14 protein-coding genes, 1 tRNA gene and 1 pseudogene are annotated in these 18,553 nt (G+C 70.1%); 11 read left to right on the top strand and 5 right to left on the bottom strand.

Annotated elements, in window-relative coordinates:
- From AB0A69_RS21900 to AB0A69_RS21880, 5 genes and pseudogenes are all read left to right on the top strand, one after another.
- A partial coding sequence (locus tag AB0A69_RS21900; RefSeq protein ID WP_361424314.1) for a type I polyketide synthase occupies positions 1 to 2,077 on the top strand: 2,077 nt, incomplete at its 5' end.
- 20 nt (positions 2,078 to 2,097) lie between these two features.
- Positions 2,098 to 3,435: pseudogene (locus tag AB0A69_RS21895) on the top strand (beta-ketoacyl synthase N-terminal-like domain-containing protein); the annotation flags it as partial.
- Between the two features lie 17 nt (positions 3,436 to 3,452).
- On the top strand, positions 3,453 to 3,977 hold the full coding sequence (locus AB0A69_RS21890; protein WP_361424311.1) for a flavin reductase family protein: 525 nt from the start codon (positions 3,453 to 3,455) through the stop codon (positions 3,975 to 3,977).
- Between the two features lie 56 nt (positions 3,978 to 4,033).
- Entirely contained in the window at positions 4,034 to 5,293 is a 1,260-nt protein-coding gene (locus AB0A69_RS21885) for an LLM class flavin-dependent oxidoreductase (RefSeq protein ID WP_361424308.1), read from the top strand.
- Positions 5,294 to 6,043: an alpha/beta fold hydrolase gene (locus AB0A69_RS21880; protein WP_361424305.1), complete on the top strand. Its 750-nt coding sequence runs from the start codon at positions 5,294 to 5,296 to the stop codon at positions 6,041 to 6,043.
- A 105-nt stretch (positions 6,044 to 6,148) separates the two neighbouring features.
- On the opposite strand, the gene AB0A69_RS21875 is transcribed toward AB0A69_RS21880, so the two are convergent.
- The 4 genes from AB0A69_RS21875 to AB0A69_RS21860 form a co-directional block, all read right to left on the bottom strand.
- Positions 6,149 to 6,973 (bottom strand): AfsR/SARP family transcriptional regulator, encoded by an 825-nt coding sequence (locus AB0A69_RS21875; protein WP_361424302.1) that lies wholly within the window; start codon positions 6,971 to 6,973, stop codon positions 6,149 to 6,151.
- A gap of 26 nt (positions 6,974 to 6,999) precedes the next feature.
- Positions 7,000 to 7,791: a 4'-phosphopantetheinyl transferase superfamily protein gene (locus AB0A69_RS21870; protein WP_361424299.1), complete on the bottom strand. Its 792-nt coding sequence runs from the start codon at positions 7,789 to 7,791 to the stop codon at positions 7,000 to 7,002.
- A 102-nt stretch (positions 7,792 to 7,893) separates the two neighbouring features.
- Positions 7,894 to 8,769, bottom strand: coding sequence for an AfsR/SARP family transcriptional regulator (locus tag AB0A69_RS21865; RefSeq protein ID WP_361424296.1), 876 nt, complete (start codon positions 8,767 to 8,769; stop codon positions 7,894 to 7,896).
- Positions 8,770 to 9,160: 391 nt separating this feature from the next.
- Positions 9,161 to 9,247, bottom strand: a tRNA-Leu gene (locus tag AB0A69_RS21860).
- 418 nt (positions 9,248 to 9,665) lie between these two features.
- Between AB0A69_RS21860 and AB0A69_RS21855 the strand changes: the two genes are divergently transcribed.
- The 6 genes from AB0A69_RS21855 (at position 9,666) to pknB (ending at position 17,754) form a co-directional block, all read left to right on the top strand.
- A complete protein-coding gene (locus tag AB0A69_RS21855) occupies positions 9,666 to 10,526 on the top strand; it encodes a DUF3662 and FHA domain-containing protein (RefSeq protein ID WP_361424293.1) in 861 nt (286 codons plus the stop codon).
- 10 nt (positions 10,527 to 10,536) lie between these two features.
- Complete coding sequence (locus AB0A69_RS21850) at positions 10,537 to 11,046, top strand: FHA domain-containing protein (RefSeq protein WP_361424290.1); 510 nt, start codon at positions 10,537 to 10,539, stop codon at positions 11,044 to 11,046.
- 138 nt (positions 11,047 to 11,184) lie between these two features.
- Positions 11,185 to 12,675: a Stp1/IreP family PP2C-type Ser/Thr phosphatase gene (locus AB0A69_RS21845; RefSeq protein WP_361424287.1), complete on the top strand. Its 1,491-nt coding sequence runs from the start codon at positions 11,185 to 11,187 to the stop codon at positions 12,673 to 12,675.
- A 27-nt stretch (positions 12,676 to 12,702) separates the two neighbouring features.
- Positions 12,703 to 14,145, top strand: coding sequence for an FtsW/RodA/SpoVE family cell cycle protein (locus AB0A69_RS21840; protein ID WP_361424284.1), 1,443 nt, complete (start codon positions 12,703 to 12,705; stop codon positions 14,143 to 14,145).
- Positions 14,142 to 15,602 carry a penicillin-binding transpeptidase domain-containing protein gene (locus tag AB0A69_RS21835; protein ID WP_361424281.1) on the top strand — a complete coding sequence of 487 codons (1,461 nt, stop codon included), beginning with the start codon at positions 14,142 to 14,144 and terminating at the stop codon, positions 15,600 to 15,602. The genes AB0A69_RS21840 and AB0A69_RS21835 overlap by 4 nt, the downstream gene beginning before the upstream one ends.
- A 145-nt stretch (positions 15,603 to 15,747) precedes the next feature.
- Positions 15,748 to 17,754 (top strand): Stk1 family PASTA domain-containing Ser/Thr kinase, encoded by a 2,007-nt coding sequence (gene pknB, locus AB0A69_RS21830; RefSeq protein ID WP_361424278.1) that lies wholly within the window; start codon positions 15,748 to 15,750, stop codon positions 17,752 to 17,754.
- 88 nt (positions 17,755 to 17,842) lie between these two features.
- Here pknB and AB0A69_RS21825 read toward each other — a convergent pair whose 3' ends face one another.
- On the bottom strand, positions 17,843 to 18,520 hold the full coding sequence (locus AB0A69_RS21825; RefSeq protein ID WP_361424275.1) for a class E sortase: 678 nt from the start codon (positions 18,518 to 18,520) through the stop codon (positions 17,843 to 17,845).
- Positions 18,521 to 18,553: the final 33 nt, after the last annotated feature.

Here is an 18,553-nt window from a genome sequence, read left to right as displayed (position 1 = left end):
CGGCGAAGACGTCTACGCCGAAGTCACCCTCCCCGACCACGCCCACACCGACGCCACCCACTTCACCCTCCACCCCGCCCTCCTCGACGCCGCGAGCCATGTGGACCTGCTGAACGAGGAGGACGCGGGGACCACGCAGCTTCCGTTCGTGTGGAGCGGGGTGACCGTCCACGCGACGGGTGCCACCTCGCTGCGCGTGCTGCTGCGCCGGGTGCGGGGTGAGGAGGTCACCACGCTGCAGGTGGCCGACGCCACCGGTCGGCCGGTGGCCACGGTGGAACGGCTGGTGTCCCGCCCCGTCTCCACCGAGCAGCTGGGGGCGTCGAACGGCCGGCCCGTCGAGGACCTGTACCGGTTCTCCTGGGTGGCGGGCCCGACGCTGACTTCCTCCGACGAGCCGCTTCCGGTGCTGGACACCGTGTCGGTGTCGGCATCGACGGGGCACGTGCCGGAAGTCGTGCTGCTGCCCGTGGAATCGGCCGGCCCGGGGGCGTCCGGTGCGCGGGCAACCGTGCACCGGGTGCTGGCGGCGCTGCGGGCCTGGCTGGCGGATGAGCGGTTCGCCGCCTCGCGGCTGGTCGTGGCCACGCACGGCGCGATGGCCGTGTCGGCGGATGAGAGCCCCGACGTCGCCCAGGCCCCGGTGTGGGGTCTGGTGCGCGCGGCGCAGGCGGAGCACCCCGGCCGGATCGTCCTGGTCGACCTGGATGCCACGGCCGAGTCCGACCAGGCGCTGGGCGCCGCCGCAGCGTCCGGCGTGCCGGAGCTCGTCCTGCGGGGCGGCAGGGCGCTCGTCCTTCGCCTGGCGCAGGTCTCCGGCGGTACGGGTGCGAGCCCGTGGGGTCCGGAGGGCACCGTCCTGATCACCGGCGGCACCGGTGGCCTCGGCGCACTCGTCGCCCGCCACCTGGTCACCGAACACGGCGTACGCCACCTCCTCCTCACCAGCCGCCGCGGCCCCGACGCCCCCGGCGCCACCCAACTCCACGACGAACTCACCGCCGCCGGCGCCACCGTCACCCTCGCCGCCTGCGACGTCGCAGACCGACAGGCCCTCGCCACCCTGCTCGACACCATCCCCACAACCCACCCCCTCACCGGCATCGTCCACACCGCCGGCACCATCGACGACGGCCTCCTCACCTCCCTCACCCCCGAACGGCTGGACACCGTCCTGGCCCCCAAGGCCGACGCCGCCTGGCACCTCCACGAGCTGACCACCGACCGCGGCATCGACCTCACCGCCTTCGTCCTGTTCTCCTCCACCGCCGCATTCCTCGACAACGCCGGACAGGCCAACTACGCCGCCGCCAACACCTTCCTCGACGCCCTCGCCCACCACCGCCACACCACAGGACTGCCCGCGACGGCACTCGCGTGGCACCTGTGGGAGGGCGACGGCATGGGGGCCGTCCTGGACGGGGCCGTGTTCGAGCGGCAGCGTCGTCTGGGCACCCCGGCGATCACCCCGAAGGAGGGTCTGGCGCTGTTCGACACCGCGCTCACCACGGGTGAGACCGTGCAGGTGCCGCTGCGGATCGACGGTGCGGCGCTCGCCGCGGCCGAGAAGGTCCCCGCACCCCTGCACGGTCTCGTACCGGCCGACCAGGTCCCGGCCCGGGCCGTCGCGGCCGCCGCCCCGGCGGCCGCCGCCCCGACGCCGGCCGCGAACCAGAGCCTGGAGGAGCGGCTCTCCGGTCTCGCCGAGGACGAGCAGCTGCGCATCCTGCTGGACCTCGTACGCGACCAGGTGGCCGCGGTGCGCCACGATGCCCCGCACGCGATCGACATGAGCCGTGGTTTCACGGAACTCGGCCTCGACTCGCTGGCCGCGATCGAGCTGCGCAACCTGCTGGGTGCCGAGACCGGGCTGAGGCTCCCCGCCACGATGATGTTCGACTACCCGAACCCCGAAGTGCTGGCGCGGTACCTGCTCGAGGAGCTTGCTCCGCCGCAGCGCGGGACCGAGCCGTCGAACGATGCGAACGGCGAGGCGGACCCCTCCCGGAGCGCGATCGCGGACATGGACGTCAGTGATCTGGTCCGTACGGCCCTCGCGGCCAGGAAGACCGACTGAGGCGGAGGCTGGGAGCAGTCATGAACACCGAGGAGATCGTCGAGGCGCTGCGCGCCTCGCTGATGGACAACGAGCGACTGCGCCGGGAGAACGAACGGCTGGCGCAGACCACGTCCGAGCCCGTCGCCGTCGTGGGCATGGCCTGCCGGTTCGCCGGCGGGGTCGACACCCCGGACGACCTGTGGCGGCTGCTGCTGGAAGAACGTGACGGCGTCGCCCCCTTCCCCACGGACCGCGGGTGGGACGTCGACCGCCTCTACGACCCGGAGCACGGTGCCCCGGGCAAGAGCATCACGCGCCACGGAGCGTTCCTGCACGACGCGGCGGGCTTCGACGCCGAGCTCTTCGGCATCTCGCCGCGCGAGGCGCTGGAAATGGACCCGCAGCAGCGACTGCTGCTGGAGACGGCGTGGGAAACCCTCGAGAACGCGCGCATCGACCCGCTCTCCCTCAAGGGAAGCAGGACCGGAGTCTTCGCCGGTTTGATGTACCACGAGTACGAGGGGGCCAGTACCGGCGGCAGCCTGATCAGCGGCCGGATCGCCTTCACCCTCGGTCTGGAGGGCCCGGCCGTCACGGTCGACACGGCCTGCTCCTCCTCGCTGGTCGCCCTGCATCTGGCGGCCCAGGCGCTGCGCACGGGCGAGTGCTCGCTCGCCCTGGCCGGCGGGGTGACGGTGATGGCCTCACCGGAGACGTTCCAGTACTTCACCAAGCAGCGGGGGCTCGCCCCCGACGGCCGGTGCAAGTCCTTCGCGGCGGCGGCGGACGGCACCGGCTGGGGCGAGGGCAGCGGCATGCTCCTCCTGGAGCGACTGTCCGACGCCCAGCGCAACGGGCGTCGCATCCTGGCCGTCGTACGGTCCTCCGCCCTCAACCAGGACGGTGCCTCCAGCGGTCTGACCGTGCCGAACGGACCGGCGCAGCAGCGGGTGATCCGACAGGCGCTGAACGGCGCGGGTCTGACGGCCGCCGACGTGGACGCGGTCGACGGGCACGGTACGGCGACCAAACTGGGAGACCCGATCGAAGCCCAGGCCCTGCTGGCCACCTACGGCCGGGACCGGCCCGCCGACCGGCCGCTGTGGCTCGGTTCGGTGAAGTCCAACCTGGGGCACACCCAGGCGGCCGCCGGCGTCGCGTCGATCATCAAGATGATCCTCGCGATGCGGCACGGCACCCTGCCGCGAACGCTCAACGTCGACCGGCCGACGCCACAGGTCGACTGGGACACCGGTCTGGTCCGGCTGCTGTCCGAAGCGCGTCCGTGGCCACAGACCGGCCGGCCGCGCCGGGCGGGGGTCTCCTCGTTCGGAATCAGCGGCACCAACGCCCACGTGATCCTCGAAGAAGCGCCGCACTGACGGGAGTCCCCATGCCTGCGCCTGCGCGCACCGTTTTCGACAACCGGATCGCCCCGGACGAGTTCCGGCGGGTCCTCGGCCACTTCTGCAGCGGGCTGACCATCGTCACCTCGCTGGCCGACGGGCCGGACGGCGACGAGCCGGTCGGCTTCACCTGCCAGTCGTTCGCCTCGCTGTCCCTGGAGCCGCCGCTCGTCACGTTCTCCGTGGCCCGGACGTCCACGACCTGGCCGCGGATCGCACCGTCCGGCGCCTTCTGCGTCAACATCCTCACCGCGGGCCAGGAGGCCCTGTGCCGGTCCTTCGCGCTGCGCGGCGCGGACCGCTTCGACCGGGTCCGCTGGACCCCGGGTCCGGCCACCGGCTCACCCGTGCTCGCGGGGTCGCTCGCCTGGGCGGACTGCACGCTCGAGGCGGTGCATCCCGGGGGCGACCACGAGATCGTCGTCGGCCGGGTGCGCGCCGTGGAGGTCACCGGCTCCGACGACGCCCCCCTGCTCTTCTATCGCTCCGCGTTCCACCGGCCCGCGGCCTGAACGTCCCGTCCCGCGGCGGCACGGCCGCCCGCTCAGCAACCAAGGAGTCACTCCGCATGCGATTCGGTCTCATCTACCACCACCAGCTGCCCCGGCCGTGGGAGGAGGACAGCGAGGAGCGCCTGTTCAACGAGTCCCTGGAGCAGATCGAACTGGCCGACAGACTCGGCTTCGACTACGCCTGGGCGACCGAGCACCACTTCCTGGAGGAGTATTCGCATTCCTCGGCCCCCGAGGTCTTCCTCGCCGCGGCCGCCGCGCGCACCAACAACATCCGTCTCGCCCACGGCATCGTCTCCCTGCCGGCCGCGGTGAACCACCCCGTGCGGGTCGCCGAGCGCCTGGCCACCCTGGACCTGATCTCGGGCGGGCGGGTCGACTTCGGCAGCGGCGCGGGCAGTTCGCAGCTGGAGCTGGGCGCCTTCGGCGTCGACCGGGACACCAAGAAGGACCAGTGGGAGGAGTCCCTGGAGGTCATCACCCGACTGCTGACGGAGACCCCGTTCACGGGCCACCAGGGCAAGTGGGTGGATGTCCCGCCGCGCAACCTGCTGCCCAAGTCGAAGCAGAAGCCGCACCCGCCGCTCTGGATGGCCTGCAGCGCCCGTACGACCATCGAGACCGCGGCGCGCAACGGCATCGGCGCCCTCTCCTTCTCCTTCGTCTCCCCTGCGGAGGCGAAGGAGTGGGTGGACACCTACTACGACATCATCGCCTCCGACGAGTGCGTCCCGGCGGGCCGCGACGTCAACCCGAACTTCTCGGTGGTCTTCCCGTTCATGTGCCACCCGGACGAGGAGACCGCCCTCGACCGTGGTCTGGACGGCGCGCACTTCTTCTCGTACTCGCTGATGCACTACTACATCACCGGTCAACACCGCCCGGGCGTCACCGACGTGTGGCAGGACTTCCAGGACAACCGCGCCTCCGTCGGTCTGACCCGTGAGCCGGCCGCGCCCGCGGACGGCGAGGAGCCGACCGCCGAGGCCAAGGCGATGCTGGAGCAGATCACCTCGCTGCGGCGTGGCATCGGCACCCCGGAGCAGGTCGCCGAGGTCATCCGCCAGTACGAGCAGGCGGGCGTAGACCAGCTGATCTTCTCGGTGCAGGTCGGCAAGAACCGGCACGAGCACATCCTGGAGTCGCTCGAGCTCTTCGCCCGCGAGGTGATGCCGGAGTTCGTCGAGCGTCGCGAGGCCCGTGAGACGGCCAAGCGGGAACGGCTCGCCGCCCCGGTGAAGGCGGCGCTCGGCCGGATCCGGAAGAACGCCGCAGACGTGTCCGACTACGTGATCTCGCCCGAGCTGGGGGCGTGAGTGGCCGAGCAGACGACCGTCGACACCGGGACGTGGGTCCGGCGCTTCCACCCCGCCGCCGACGCCCCTCATCGCCTGATCTGCTTCCCGCACGCGGGAGGCTCGGCATCCTTCTATTTCCCGGTGTCACAGGCGATGTCACCGGACGTCGACGTGCTGGCGATCCAGTACCCGGGGCGTCAGGACCGGCGTCACGAGCCGTGCCTGGACTCCATACCGGCGCTCGTCGACGCGCTGGTCGACGAGGTGCGCCCCTGGTTCGACCGGCCGGTTTCGTTCTTCGGGCACAGCATGGGAGCGTCGCTGGCGTTCGAGCTGGCGAGCCGGCTGGAAGCGGACGGGCTCACGCTGCACGGGCTGTTCGCCTCGGGCCGTCGCGCCCCGTCCACCACGCGTGACGAGCGGGTCCACCTGCGCGACGACGACGGTCTCATCGCGGACGTCACGCGGCTGAGCGGCACCGACAGCCAGGTGCTGGGCGACCCGGAGATCCTGCGCATGATCCTGCCGGCGATCCGGGCCGACTACCGGGCGGCAGAGACGTACCGGTGGGCCGTGGGGCCACGGCTGAACTGCCCGGTGTTCGCCCTGACCGGCGACGCCGACGCACAGGTCACGCTCGACGAGGCGCGCGCCTGGGGGGAGCACACGAGCGGCGCGTTCAGCCTGCAGGTGTTCCCCGGCGGCCACTTCTATCTCAATGCACAGGCAGCCCAGGTCATGGCAGCGATCCGGGCTCACCTTCGCTGACCTTTCCCGCCACCTGCGAAGCTGCGGAATCCGGGCCACGGTATCCCCATCCGGGCCCGGATTTCGCTGGTCTTCCCTGCCACTCGGACGGGGAAAGACGGGCCGTCACGCCGCGAAGAGGTCGTACGTCGAGGTGCGGCGCGGTCCCGCCTGCACGTCCAACAGCGGGTCGACGGAGAGCATGGCCTGGTGCAGCCGCTGAAGCTGAGGCGAGGGTTCCAGTCCGAGCTCGTCGATCAGCCGCTCCCTCAGTCTCCGGTAGACGTCGAGCGCTGCCGCCTGCCGCCCCGACCGGTACAGCGCCACCATGACCTGGGAGTGCAGTCCTTCGTGCGCGGGGTGACGTGCCGTCAGGTCGGTGAGCTCCGCGATGAGTTCGGCATGGCGGCCAAGTCTCAGGTCGGCGTCGATACGCCGCTCGATGGTGGCCAGTCGGCTCTCCTCCAGCCGTCTCATCTCCAGCTCGAGGATCGGTCCGACACGTACGTCGACCAGGGCGGACCCTTGCCACAGGTCGAGCGCCGCCCTGAACCGGCGGGCCGCCACCTCGTCGTCACCCGTCTCGAACGCGGCATGCCCCGCGCGCGCCAGCCGCTCGTAGTCGTGCACGTCGACACCGCCACCGTCGGGAATCTGCAGCAGATAGCCGCCGTGCCGGGTGGCCAGCACGTCCTTCGCGCCGCCGGACGCGCTCGGCCCCATCGCGGTCCCCATCCTCTTGCGCAACTGCAGGATGTACGTCCGCATGGTGGAGAGGGCACTCGCCGGCGGTTCGGTTCCCCATATCTCGTCCATCAGCAGGGGCACGGTCACCACACGTCCCGCGTACAGCGCCATCAGCGCCAGGATCTGCCGCGGTTTGGCCGCTGTCGGAACGAACGATCCCCCGTTGACCTCGGCGCTCAACGGACCCAAAATCTGAATCTTCACGGTGTCCACCATCGTGATCGAGCTCCTCATCGATATGCGTCCGGCGCCCCGACCGGTTCGGGCAGAGCGACGTGGTAGGTCGGCGACCGGCCCCAGGGGAAACCGTGGTGCAGTCGCAGTACCGCACCCCGGCCGACGTCGTTCTGCAGAGCGACGGCGGCGAGCACACCGGGGAGCGGTTCGAGTTCGATGAACCGCCACCGCCCGGCCCGGTCGTCCCCCGGCGGCCGGAAACCCTCGATCCCGCGGTTCTCGGCCAGTGCGAAGGAGAACGTGTCGAAAGGCAGGCGGAGCCCCAGGCCGCGCGCCTTGGAATACGCCTCCTTCAGAGTCCACAACCGCATGGCACGCCGCCGGCGCGAACGCCCCCACGGCGCCCTGGCCACCCAGTCCCGTTCCTCGGGGCTGAGCATCTCCACGACGGCGTCGATGGAGCGTTCCTCCCGGTCGAGGCGCTCGGCGTCGACACCGATGCGGCTCCCGCGCACGGTGCCCAGCAGGTTCAGGCCGTTCACGTGGGAGAGGTTGAAGTCGAGGTCCCCCGCACCGCGGGGCAGTCCGCCGTCCGGGTGCTGCAGGAAGGGCCTCCCGCGGGCGGAGCGCCGTATGACGAGTTCGGCCTCGGGGATTCCCGACTCCAGGGCGAGGGCGCGCCGCACCAGGGCGTGCGCGACCACGTACTGCCGGCGGTCGCGTGCGTGCAGGAACCGGTCGGCTACCTGCTTCTCGTGCTCGTCGAGCCAGTGCCGGGCCAGCACACCGGCCACGCCCGGAGCCAACTCCTCGTTGGGGCAGATCCACAGATTCACCGGCGTCACGGGGACTGGCTGATCACTGGTCATGCTGGGCGTCTCCAAGCATCGTCGCAGTCTGCCGTGGGGCAGCCAACTGGCGGCCGGAGGAGCCCTGCGGCGTCTCCGTTACCCGGCGTCAGATAAACTGCGTGAGATGCATGGGGCGAGCCCACGCTCGGGCTTCGCGGACAGGGCGGCCAGCGGGTCCGGCGGCAGCGGCGTCTCGGGGTCGGCCATGAGGATCGACTGCTGGAGCCGCTGTAACGGCGCGGACGGCTCCAGTCCGATCTCCCGTACGAGGGTGCCGCGCAGCCGGTGGTAGGCGTCGAGCGCCTCACCGCGCCGCCCCGAACGGTACAGCGCCAGCATGAACTGGGCATGCAGGTTTTCGTGAGCGCGATAACGGCCCGTCAACATGGTGAGTTCCGCGAGGAGTTCGCGGTGACGTCCGAGGTACAAGTCGGCCTCGATGCGATGGCCGAGTGCGCAGAGCCGGCTCTCCTCCAGGCGCAGGGCTTCCATCTCCAGCTGCGTGCCCGTCTGCACGTCGGTGAAGGCGGAGCCGGTCCACAGCCCCAGGGCGTCGCGCAGCTTGCGGGCGGCGCCCGCGTAGTCCCCGGTGTCCATGGCACGGCGCCCGGTGGCCGAAAGTCGCTCGAACTCGCGTACGTCGCTTGTGCCTCCGCCGGAAACCAGTAAGTACCCGCCGGGCAAGGTCGTCAGCACGTCCTTGGCGTCGCGCGGCCCTCCGCCGGCGGGACTGTCCTTGACCAGTGCGGTGGCTATGAGCTCACGCAGTTGCATGACATAGGTCTGCAGGGCGGTACGTGCGCTACGAGGAGGCTGTCCCGACCACAGGTCCTCGATGAGTTCCGTGACCGGCACAACCTGGTCGGCGTGGAGCGCGAGAAGCGCGAGCACCTGCCGAGGTTTGGGTGCGGTCGGGGCGATGGACACCCCGTTCTCCGTGACGCACAAGGCGCCCAGTAAGTTGATGTCCACGCCGTCTCCCCCTGATCCGCGTGCGACGTCCAGCCGGGCCGATAAAAAAGCAGCACAGCGAGTATGTCAAGTCGTTACTCGCTCCCCGGGCCCCTCGCGACGCCTCAGGTCCCCTTCACCTCGGACGCACGGGGAAATGACACGTGTACCGAGAGTATCACTCCCGTTACATATGCAGCACAACGCAGCGTGACCAGGGGATTCATCAAACCGGGCGCTTCACGCAAGGACCGCGAAACACGTCCCGGACAGAAGGAATCGGAATCGACCGCCGGGCAGGCACAGGCGCAAGCACGACGCACCACGCCTGCCCAGACACAAGAAAACGGGCTCATCGTGATCACGATGAGCCCGTTTCTACGGTGCTACTAGGACACTCGAGGGTGTCCCCTGGTGCGCGAGGGGGGAGTTGAACCCCCACGCCCTTGCGGGCACTGGAACCTGAATCCAGCGCGTCTGCCTATTCCGCCACCCGCGCATTGGGTGTTGCCGCTGTCGGCCCCGGTTTTTCGGCCGGAGCGCCTGGCGACATCTGAAGATTAGCACGTCGCCAGGGGTGGGTTCACATCCGTTTGTTTCGGCGCCCCGGCCCCCGAACAGAGACAGGGGGGAGGCACAGGCGGAGGGGCAGGCGGAGGGCCACCGGGGAAAGAGGGGAGGGGAGGGGAGGGGAGGGGGGAGGGCGAAGACGACGGGGAGGCGGCGAACCGGACCTCGCCGTACCCACTCCTCCACGGTGCACCCGGGGTGCGGGACACTGTCAGGAGGCCCCCTCTACGATCCGTGTGAGAGGTGACACTCATCCACAGGCCAGAGAAGGGGAACCAGCCGATTTCCCGACGCGTGGATACGATCAGTAAGCAGTACCAGGACGGCAACGACGGAGGAGGTGCCCCATGGGAGTCCTGAAGCGATTCGAGCAGCGACTCGAAGGCCTGGTCAACGGCACCTTCGCCAAGGTTTTCAAGTCCGAGGTCCAGCCCGTCGAGATCGCGGGCGCCCTCCAGCGGGAGTGCGACAACAACGCGACGATCTGGAACCGCGAGCGGACCGTCGTGCCGAACGACTTCATCGTCGAGCTGAGCGCGCCGGACTACGAGCGCCTCAGCCCGTACTCGGGCCAGCTCGGCGACGAGCTGTCCGGCCTGGTCCGCGACTACGCCAAGCAGCAGCGGTACACCTTCATGGGGCCCATCAAGGTCCACCTGGAGAAGGCCGACGACCTCGACACCGGGCTGTACCGGGTGCGCAGCCGCACCCTCGCGTCGAGTACGTCACAGTCGCAGTCCCCCGCGGGACCGGCAGGCCCCGCGGGCCCGGCCGCACCGGCCGGCCCCGCACCGAGCGGTCGCCCCGGCGGTTACGGATACCCTCCGGCCGGCGCCCCTCCCATGCCCGCGGCCCCGCCGCCGGGCATGAACCGTCCGCCCGCCGCCGGCCGCCCGCCGGCCGGTCCGGGCCCCATGCCCGGCGCCCAGGTACGCCGCTGGATCGAGATCAACGGCACGCGCCACCAGATCTCCCGCCCGACGCTCGTGCTGGGCCGCAGCACCGACGCCGACGTGCGGATCGACGACCCCGGCGTATCGCGCCGCCACTGCGAGATCCGGACCGGAACGCCCTCGACGATCCAGGATCTCGGGTCCACCAACGGCATCGTGGTGGACGGACAGCACACCACCCGCGCTACGCTCCGCGACGGCTCGCGGATCGTCGTGGGCAGTACCACCATCGTTTACCGGCAAGCCGAAGGGTGAAGCGGGGGCAATGTCAGAGCTGACCCTCACGGTCATGCGGTTGGGTTTCCTCGCCGTACTGTGGCTGTTCGTCATCGTGGCCGTCCAGGTCATCCGCAGCGACCTGTTCGGTACGCGCGTCACACAGCGCGGTTCGCGCCGTGACGCCGCGCGCCCGCAGCAGGCGGCACGGCAGGGTTCCGCCCCGCCGCCCCAGCGTCAGCAGGCCGGCCGCCAGCGCCGTGGCGCGCCGACCAAGCTGGTCGTGACCGAGGGGAGCCTGACCGGCACCACGGTCGCCCTCCAGGGCCAGACCATCACCCTGGGCCGTGCGCACGACTCCACGATCGTGCTGGACGACGACTACGCCTCCAGCAGGCATGCCAGGATCTACCCGGACCGTGACGGCCAGTGGATCGTCGAGGATCTCGGGTCCACCAACGGCACGTATCTCGACCGGACCCGACTCACCACCCCGACCCCCATTCCGCTGGGCGCGCCGATCCGCATCGGCAAGACCGTCATCGAGCTGCGGAAGTAGTACGACAATGAGCGAGCGGAGCGAGCGAGCCGCAGCGGTGGCGCCCACAGGCGACCGGCACCGGCTCCCGACCGGAGGGTGGGCAGTGTGGCTCGAGACCGGCTGTACCCCGAGGCAGAGTCGACAGGGCAGGTGCGCATGAGCCTTTCACTGCGCTTCGCCGCCGGATCGCACAAGGGCATGATCCGCGAGGGCAACGAGGACTCGGGTTACGCCGGTCCCCGCCTGCTCGCGATCGCCGACGGCATGGGGGGCCAGGCCGCCGGCGAGGTCGCCTCCTCCGAGGTGATCTCCACGATCGTCACCCTCGACGACGACGTCCCCGGCTCGGACATCCTCACCTCGCTCGGCACGGCCGTGCAGCGCGCCAACGAGCAGCTGCGGATGATGGTCGAGGAGGACCCGCAGCTGGAGGGCATGGGCACCACCCTGACCGCCCTGCTGTGGACGGGCCAGCGCCTCGGCCTGGTCCACGTCGGCGACTCGCGCGCGTACCTGCTGCGCGACGGCGTGCTGACGCAGATCACGCAGGACCACACCTGGGTGCAGCGGCTGGTCGACGAGGGCCGCATCACCGAGGAGGAGGCCACCACCCACCCGCAGCGCTCGCTCCTGATGCGCGCCCTGGGCAGTGGCGACCACGTCGAGCCGGACCTGTCCATCCGCGAGGTGCGGGCCGGGGACCGGTACCTGATCTGCTCCGACGGCCTGTCCGGCGTCGTCTCCCACCAGACGATGGAGGAGACCCTCGCCAGCTACCAGGGCCCCCAGGAGACCGTCCAGGACCTGATCCAGCTCGCGCTGCGCGGCGGCGGCCCCGACAACATCACCGTGATCGTCGCGGACGTCCTGGACGTGGACGGCGGCGACACCCTCGCCGGGCAGCTCAGCGACACCCCGGTCATCGTCGGCGCGGTCGCCGAGAACCAGCCCCAGCTGAACGACGGCGGCGCCATGGAGACGCCGGCGGGCCGCGCCTCCGGCCTCGGCCGCCCCGCCCCGCAAGCGCCGCAGGGGGGCTTCGGCCCGCCCGGCAGCGGCGACGACCTCGGCTACGACGGCATGCCGCCCGAGGGCTCCTTCGGCGCGTACGGCGACGACGACTTCACCAAGCCCCGCAAGAACCGCGTCTGGCTGAAGCGCTCCTTCTACATCGTGCTCGCGCTGGCCGTGGTCGGCGGCGCGCTGTACGGCGGCTACCGCTGGACGCAGACCCAGTACTACGTCGGCGCCAACGACGGCCATGTCGCGCTCTACCGCGGCATCAGCCAGGACCTGGCCGGGGTCTCGCTCTCGGAGGTCGAGAAGGACCACCCCGAGATCGAACTCAAGTACCTCCCCGACTACGCGCGCAAGACGGTCGAGGACACCATCATCGGCGGCAGCCGCGCCAAGGCGCAGGCGAAGATCGACGAGCTGGCCGTCCAGGCCTCCGCCTGCAAGAAGCAGGAGCAGCGCCGGGAGGCGGCGGACCGCGCGAACGCCGCACCGCCCGGTGAGGGCCAGGCCGGCGGCACGACCGGCGTCCCCACCACCACCAAGCCCACCGCAGCCACTGCCACTCCTTCCCCGGGCCCCAGCCTCTCGGAGGAGGAGCAGAAGCTGGCCTCGAACTGCGGCAAGCAGTAAGGACCCGTAGGGGGGCCTTTCACCACCATGAGCGTTGTCACCAACACGACCACCATCGGCGCGATCGACCTGCCGAGCCGCCGCAACACCGAACTGGCGCTGCTCGGCTTCGCCGTCGCGATCCCGGTGTTCGCGTACCTCAACGTCGGCCTGGCCCTGGACGGCAAGGTCCCGGCGGGCATGCTCGGGTACGGCGTCGGGCTGGCGCTGCTCGCGGGTGTCGCACACCTGCTGGTGCGGAAGTTCGCGAAGTACTCCGACCCGATCCTGCTGCCCCTGGCGACGCTGCTCAACGGCCTGGGCCTGGTGCTGATCTGGCGGCTGGACCAGTCGCCGCGGGTGATCGCCAAGTCGATGAGGCAGTTCGGCAGTTACAGCCCGGACGCCCCCAAGCAGCTGATGTACTCGGCGATCGGCGTCGCGCTGTTCCTGCTGGTGCTGATGCTCCTCAAGGACCACCGCGTCCTGCAGCGCTACACGTACATCTCCATGGTGGCGGCGATCGTCCTGCTGCTGCTGCCGCTCGTCCCGGGTCTCGGCACCGACGTCTTCGGCGCCAAGATCTGGATCAAGGTGGGTCCGTTCTCCATCCAGCCCGGTGAGTTCGCGAAGATCGTGATCGCGGTCTTCTTCTCCGGCTACCTGATGGTGAAGCGCGACGCGCTCGCGCTGGCCAGCCGCCGCTTCATGGGGCTGTACCTGCCGCGCGGCCGCGACCTGGGCCCGATCCTCACCATCTGGGCCGTCAGCCTGCTCATCCTGGTCTTCGAGAACGACCTCGGTACGTCGCTGCTGTTCTTCGGCATGTTCGTGATCATGCTGTACGTGGCGACCGAGCGGACCAGCTGGATCATCATGGGTCTGCTGATGGCCATCGGCGGCGCGGTCGTCGTCGGCTCGACCGCCACCCACGTCAAGTCGCGTGTCGCCGCCTGGCTCGACCCCTTCGAGTGCCTGAAGACGGCGCCCGAGGGCACCAACATGGCCATGGCCTGCGACCAGATGACGCAGGTGCTGATGTCCTTCGGCTCCGGCGGCACCCTCGGCGCGGGCCTCGGCCAGGGCAACTCCGACCTCGTCGGCTTCGCCGCCAACTCCGACTTCATCTTCGCCACCGTCGGCGAGGAACTCGGCCTCGCGGGCGTCATGGCGTTCCTGCTGATGTACGCGCTGATCGTGGAGCGGGGCATCCGCACCGCGCTCGCCGCCCGCGACCCGTTCGGCAAGCTGCTGGCGACCGGCCTGTCCGGCGCCTTCGCCCTCCAGGTCTTCGTGGTCGCCGGCGGCGTCATGGGCCTCGTCCCGCTGACCGGTATGACCATGCCGTTCCTCGCGTACGGCGGCTCGTCCGTGATCGCGAACTGGGCCCTGATCGCCATCCTGCTGCGGATCAGCGACACCGCGCGCCGTCCCGCGCCGGCCCCCGCCCCGTCCCCCGACGCCGAGATGACCCAGGTGGTCCGACCGTGAACAAGCCCCTGCGCCATATCGCGATCTTCTGCGGCCTGCTGATGCTCGCCCTGCTCATCCGGGACAACTGGATCCAGTACGTCCGGGCGGGCGAGCTCTCCACGCACGCGAGCAACAAGCGGGTCATCATCGAGCGGTACGCCAACCCGCGCGGCAACATCATCGTCGACGGCAAGCCGATCACCGGCTCCATCGACTCGAAGGACCCCTTCTACAAGTTCAAGCGCACCTACATCGACGGCCCCATGTGGGCGCCGGTCACCGGCTACGCGTCGCAGGCGTACGACGCCAACCAGATCGAGAAGCTCGAGGACGGCATCCTCACCGGCAACGACGACCGGCTCTTCTTCGACCGCACCATGTCGATGTTCACGGGCGACAAGAAGCAGGGCGGTGACGTGATCACCACCCTCAACGGCGCCGCGCAGAAGGCCGCCTTCGAGGGTCTCGGCAAGAAGAAGGGCGCCGTCGCCGCCATCGAGCCGTCCACCGGCAAGATCCTGGCGCTCGCCTCGACCCCGTCGTACGACCCGTCCACCTTCGCCGGCTACAGCGCGAAGGACGAGCAGGCGTGGGTCGCGCTGGAGAAGGACAAGGACAAGCCGAAGCTGAACCGCGCGCTGCGCGAGGTCTACCCGCCCGGCTCCACCTTCAAGGTGCTGACCGCCGCGGCGGCCCTGGAGACCGGCAAGGTCACGGACATCAACGCGCCGACGGACACGCCGGAGCCGTACATCCTCCCCCACACGCGCACGCCGATGAAGAACCACGCCCAGGGGTGCGAGAACGCCACCCTCAACCGGGCCATGGAGGTCTCCTGCAACTCGGTCTTCGCCAAGCTCGGTGACGAGGTCGGGCGTGACGAGATGGTGAAGATGGCGGAGAAGTTCGGCTTCAACAACGGGGAGATCGACACCCCCGTCCGCGCCGCCAAGTCGGTCTACGACACGCAGATGGACCGCCCGGGCAACGCGCTCTCCTCCATCGGCCAGTTCAACACCGCGGCCACCCCCCTCCAGATGGCCATGGTCACGGCGGCCATCGCCAACGACGGCAAGCTGATGAAGCCGTACATGGTCGACCGCGTCACCGGCCCCGACCTCGACGTCCTGGAGACGACGGAGCCGGAGGAGATGAGCCGGCCCATGTCGGCGAAGACCGCGCAGCTGGTCCAGCAGATGATGGAGAACACCGTCAAGAACGGCACCGGCGGCAAGGCGGCCATCGAGGACGTCACGGTCGGTGGCAAGACGGGTACCGCCCAGCACGGCGAGAAGAACAAGGCCCGCCCCTACGCGTGGTTCATCTCATACGCGAAGACCGACAGCGGCTCTCAGGTCGCCGTAGCGGTTATCGTCGAAGACTCCGACGCGACCCGCGACGACATCAGCGGTGGCGGCCTGGCCGGACCCATCGCCCGCGATGTGATGAAGGCGGTTCTGGACAGCAAGAAGTGACGGCTGTGGCTGTGTACCGGTCGCGTATCAGCTGGCGGTCGCGGTCCGCTCGGCTCGCCGTGGCCGGTAGCGTATGCGCGGACAGCACACCGCCGGACCACACAGAGGGGTGCGGTCGGGACTGACGGAGAGGGCTGGAACAGTTATGGAAGAGCCGCGTCGCCTCGGCGGCCGGTACGAGCTGGGCTCGGTGCTCGGCCGCGGTGGCATGGCGGAGGTCTACCTCGCCCACGACACCCGGCTCGGTCGCACCGTCGCCGTGAAGACGCTGCGGGCCGACCTCGCCCGTGACCCGTCCTTCCAGGCCCGGTTCCGCCGTGAGGCCCAGTCGGCCGCCTCGCTCAACCACCCGGCGATCGTCGCGGTCTACGACACCGGCGAGGACTACGTCGACAACATCTCCATCCCGTACATCGTGATGGAGTACGTCGACGGCTCCACCCTGCGTGAGCTGCTGCACTCCGGGCGCAAGCTGCTGCCCGAGCGCACGCTGGAGATGACGGTCGGCATCCTCCAGGCCCTGGAGTACTCGCACCGCGCCGGCATCGTCCACCGCGACATCAAGCCGGCCAACGTCATGCTGACCCGCACCGGCCAGGTCAAGGTCATGGACTTCGGCATCGCCCGCGCCATGGGCGACGCCGGTATGACCATGACGCAGACGGCCGCCGTGATCGGCACCGCCCAGTACCTCTCCCCGGAGCAGGCCAAGGGCGAGCAGGTCGACGCCCGCTCCGACCTGTACTCCACCGGCTGCCTGCTGTACGAGCTGCTGACCGTGCGCCCGCCCTTCGTCGGCGACTCGCCGGTCGCGGTGGCGTACCAGCACGTGCGCGAGGAGCCGCAGCCGCCGAGCAACTTCGATCCCGAGATCACGCCCGAGATGGACGCCATCGTCCTGAAGGCGCTGGTCAAGGACCCGGACTACCGCTACCAGTCGGCCGACGAGATGCGCGCCGACATCGAGGCGTGCCTCGACGGCCAGCCGGTCGCCGCGACCGCCGCCATGGGCACCGTCGGCTACGGCGGGTACGCCCCCGACGAGCAGCCGACGACGGCGCTCCGCCAGGCCGACCCGGCCGGGCAGACGTCGATGCTGCCGCCCGTCAACCCGGACGACGGCGGCTACGGCTACGACGACCGCCCGGACCGCCGCCGCCAGCGGAAGTCGAGCACCTCGACCGTCCTGCTGGCCCTGGCGGGCATCCTGGTGCTGGTCGGCGCGATCCTGATCGGCCGCGCCGTCTTCGACAGCAAGGAGGGCGGCGCCAACCAGATCCCGGTGCCGAACCTCGTCGGTCAGACGCTGCCGAAGGCGCAGAAGCAGGCGGACAACGTGAGCGTCAAGGTGTCCCAGGCCGGCACCGAGCGCTGCGACCAGCCCAAGGACAGCATCTGCCGGCAGGCCCCCGCGGCCGATCCGGGCGCCGAGATGAAGGAGGGCGAGACCATCCAGGTCTGGCTCTCGGAGGGCGCCCCGAAGATCGAAGTGCCGGACGTCACGGAGAAGTCCGAGGACAGCGCGCGGCAGGCACTCGAGGACAAGGGCTTCGAGGTCGACGTGAAGTACGAGGAGTCCGAGCAGCAGCCGGGCGAGGTCATCCGGCAGAGCCCGGACGGCGGCACCCAGCAGGAGAAGGGCGCCACGATCACCCTCACGGTCTCCAAGCAGGCCCAGGTGAACGTGCCCCCGGTCACCGGCCAGCAGTACGACGCCGCGAAGAGCCAGCTGGAGACGCTGGAGTTCAAGGTCAAGCGGGAGGACGTCGACTCCGACCAGCCCGCGGGCACCGTCCTGGAGCAGAACCCGGCGGGCAACAGCAAGGCTCCCAAGGGCAGCGAGATCACGCTGAAGGTCTCCAAGGGCCCGCAGCAGCAGGCCCAGGTGCCGCAGTTGGTCGGGCAGCAGCTCGGCCAGGCCAAGCAGGCGCTCCAGCAGGCGGGTCTCCAGCTCGGCAACGTCGACGGCCCGAAGGACGACACCGCCTTCGTGATCGCCCAGGACCCGCAGCCGGGCACCCCGGCCCAGCCGAACCAGCCGGTCAACGTGAAGACCGTGGGCGGCAACGGCAACGGCAACGGCAACAACGGCGACGAAGGCGACGGCGGCTTCTTCGGCGGCCCCTCCGGCGCCGTCCTGCCCAAGGACTGACACCCGGGAACGCCCTACGACGGAGCCCCGGCACCCACCTCGGTGAGGGTGCCGGGGCTCCGTCGTACGCGGGGCCGTGCGCGTGCCGCTAGCGCAGCTCGGCCGGCGGGGTGCGCTCGGCGTCGACCTTCTCCGTGCGCTCCAGCTCGCCCCAGACGATGTAGCGGTAGTCGGAGGTGTAGACCGGCGTGCAGGTCGTCAGGGTGATGTAGCGGCCCGGCTTCGTCTTGCCCGACTCCTTCGGGACCGGGTCCAGGACGCGGACGTTGAACTTCGACGTCTCCGGGAGGGTCTTGTAGACCTTGTAGACGTACCAGAGGTCCTTCGTCTCGAAGACGATCGCGTCGCCGTGCTTCAGCTTGTGGATGTTGTGGAACTTCGCCCCGTGGCCGTCGCGGTGCGCGGCGAGGGTGAAGTTGCCCTGCTTGTCGGAGGGCAGCGCGGAGGCGATGGGGTCGGTGTAGTAGCCGGCGACGCCGTGGTTGAGGGTGTCGGGGTCGGTGCCCTTCTTGACCAGCACCTCGCCGTTCTTCATCGCCGGTACGTGGAGGAAGCCGATGCCGCCCTTGGTGTCGAGCGCGCCGGGGCCGGCCGACACCCAGGCGTGGCGTACGTCCTCGCCCTGCTTGTCCGCCTCGCGGTCGGCGAGCACGTTCGTCCACCACAGGGAGTAGACGACGAAGAGGCCCATCACCAGGCCCGCGGTGATCAGCAGTTCACCGAAGACACTGATGAAGCCGGCGATCCGGCTGCGCGCACGTGCCACTGCATCTGTCCCGTCGAAAAGTCTGGAAGTCGG

Origin of the sequence: Streptomyces sp. NPDC045431, from assembly GCF_040646655.1 — a bacterium.
GTDB lineage: Bacteria > Actinomycetota > Actinomycetes > Streptomycetales > Streptomycetaceae > Streptomyces.
The sequence above is the reverse complement of the archived record's forward strand: the minus strand, read 5'-3'. Positions and strand labels throughout refer to the sequence as shown.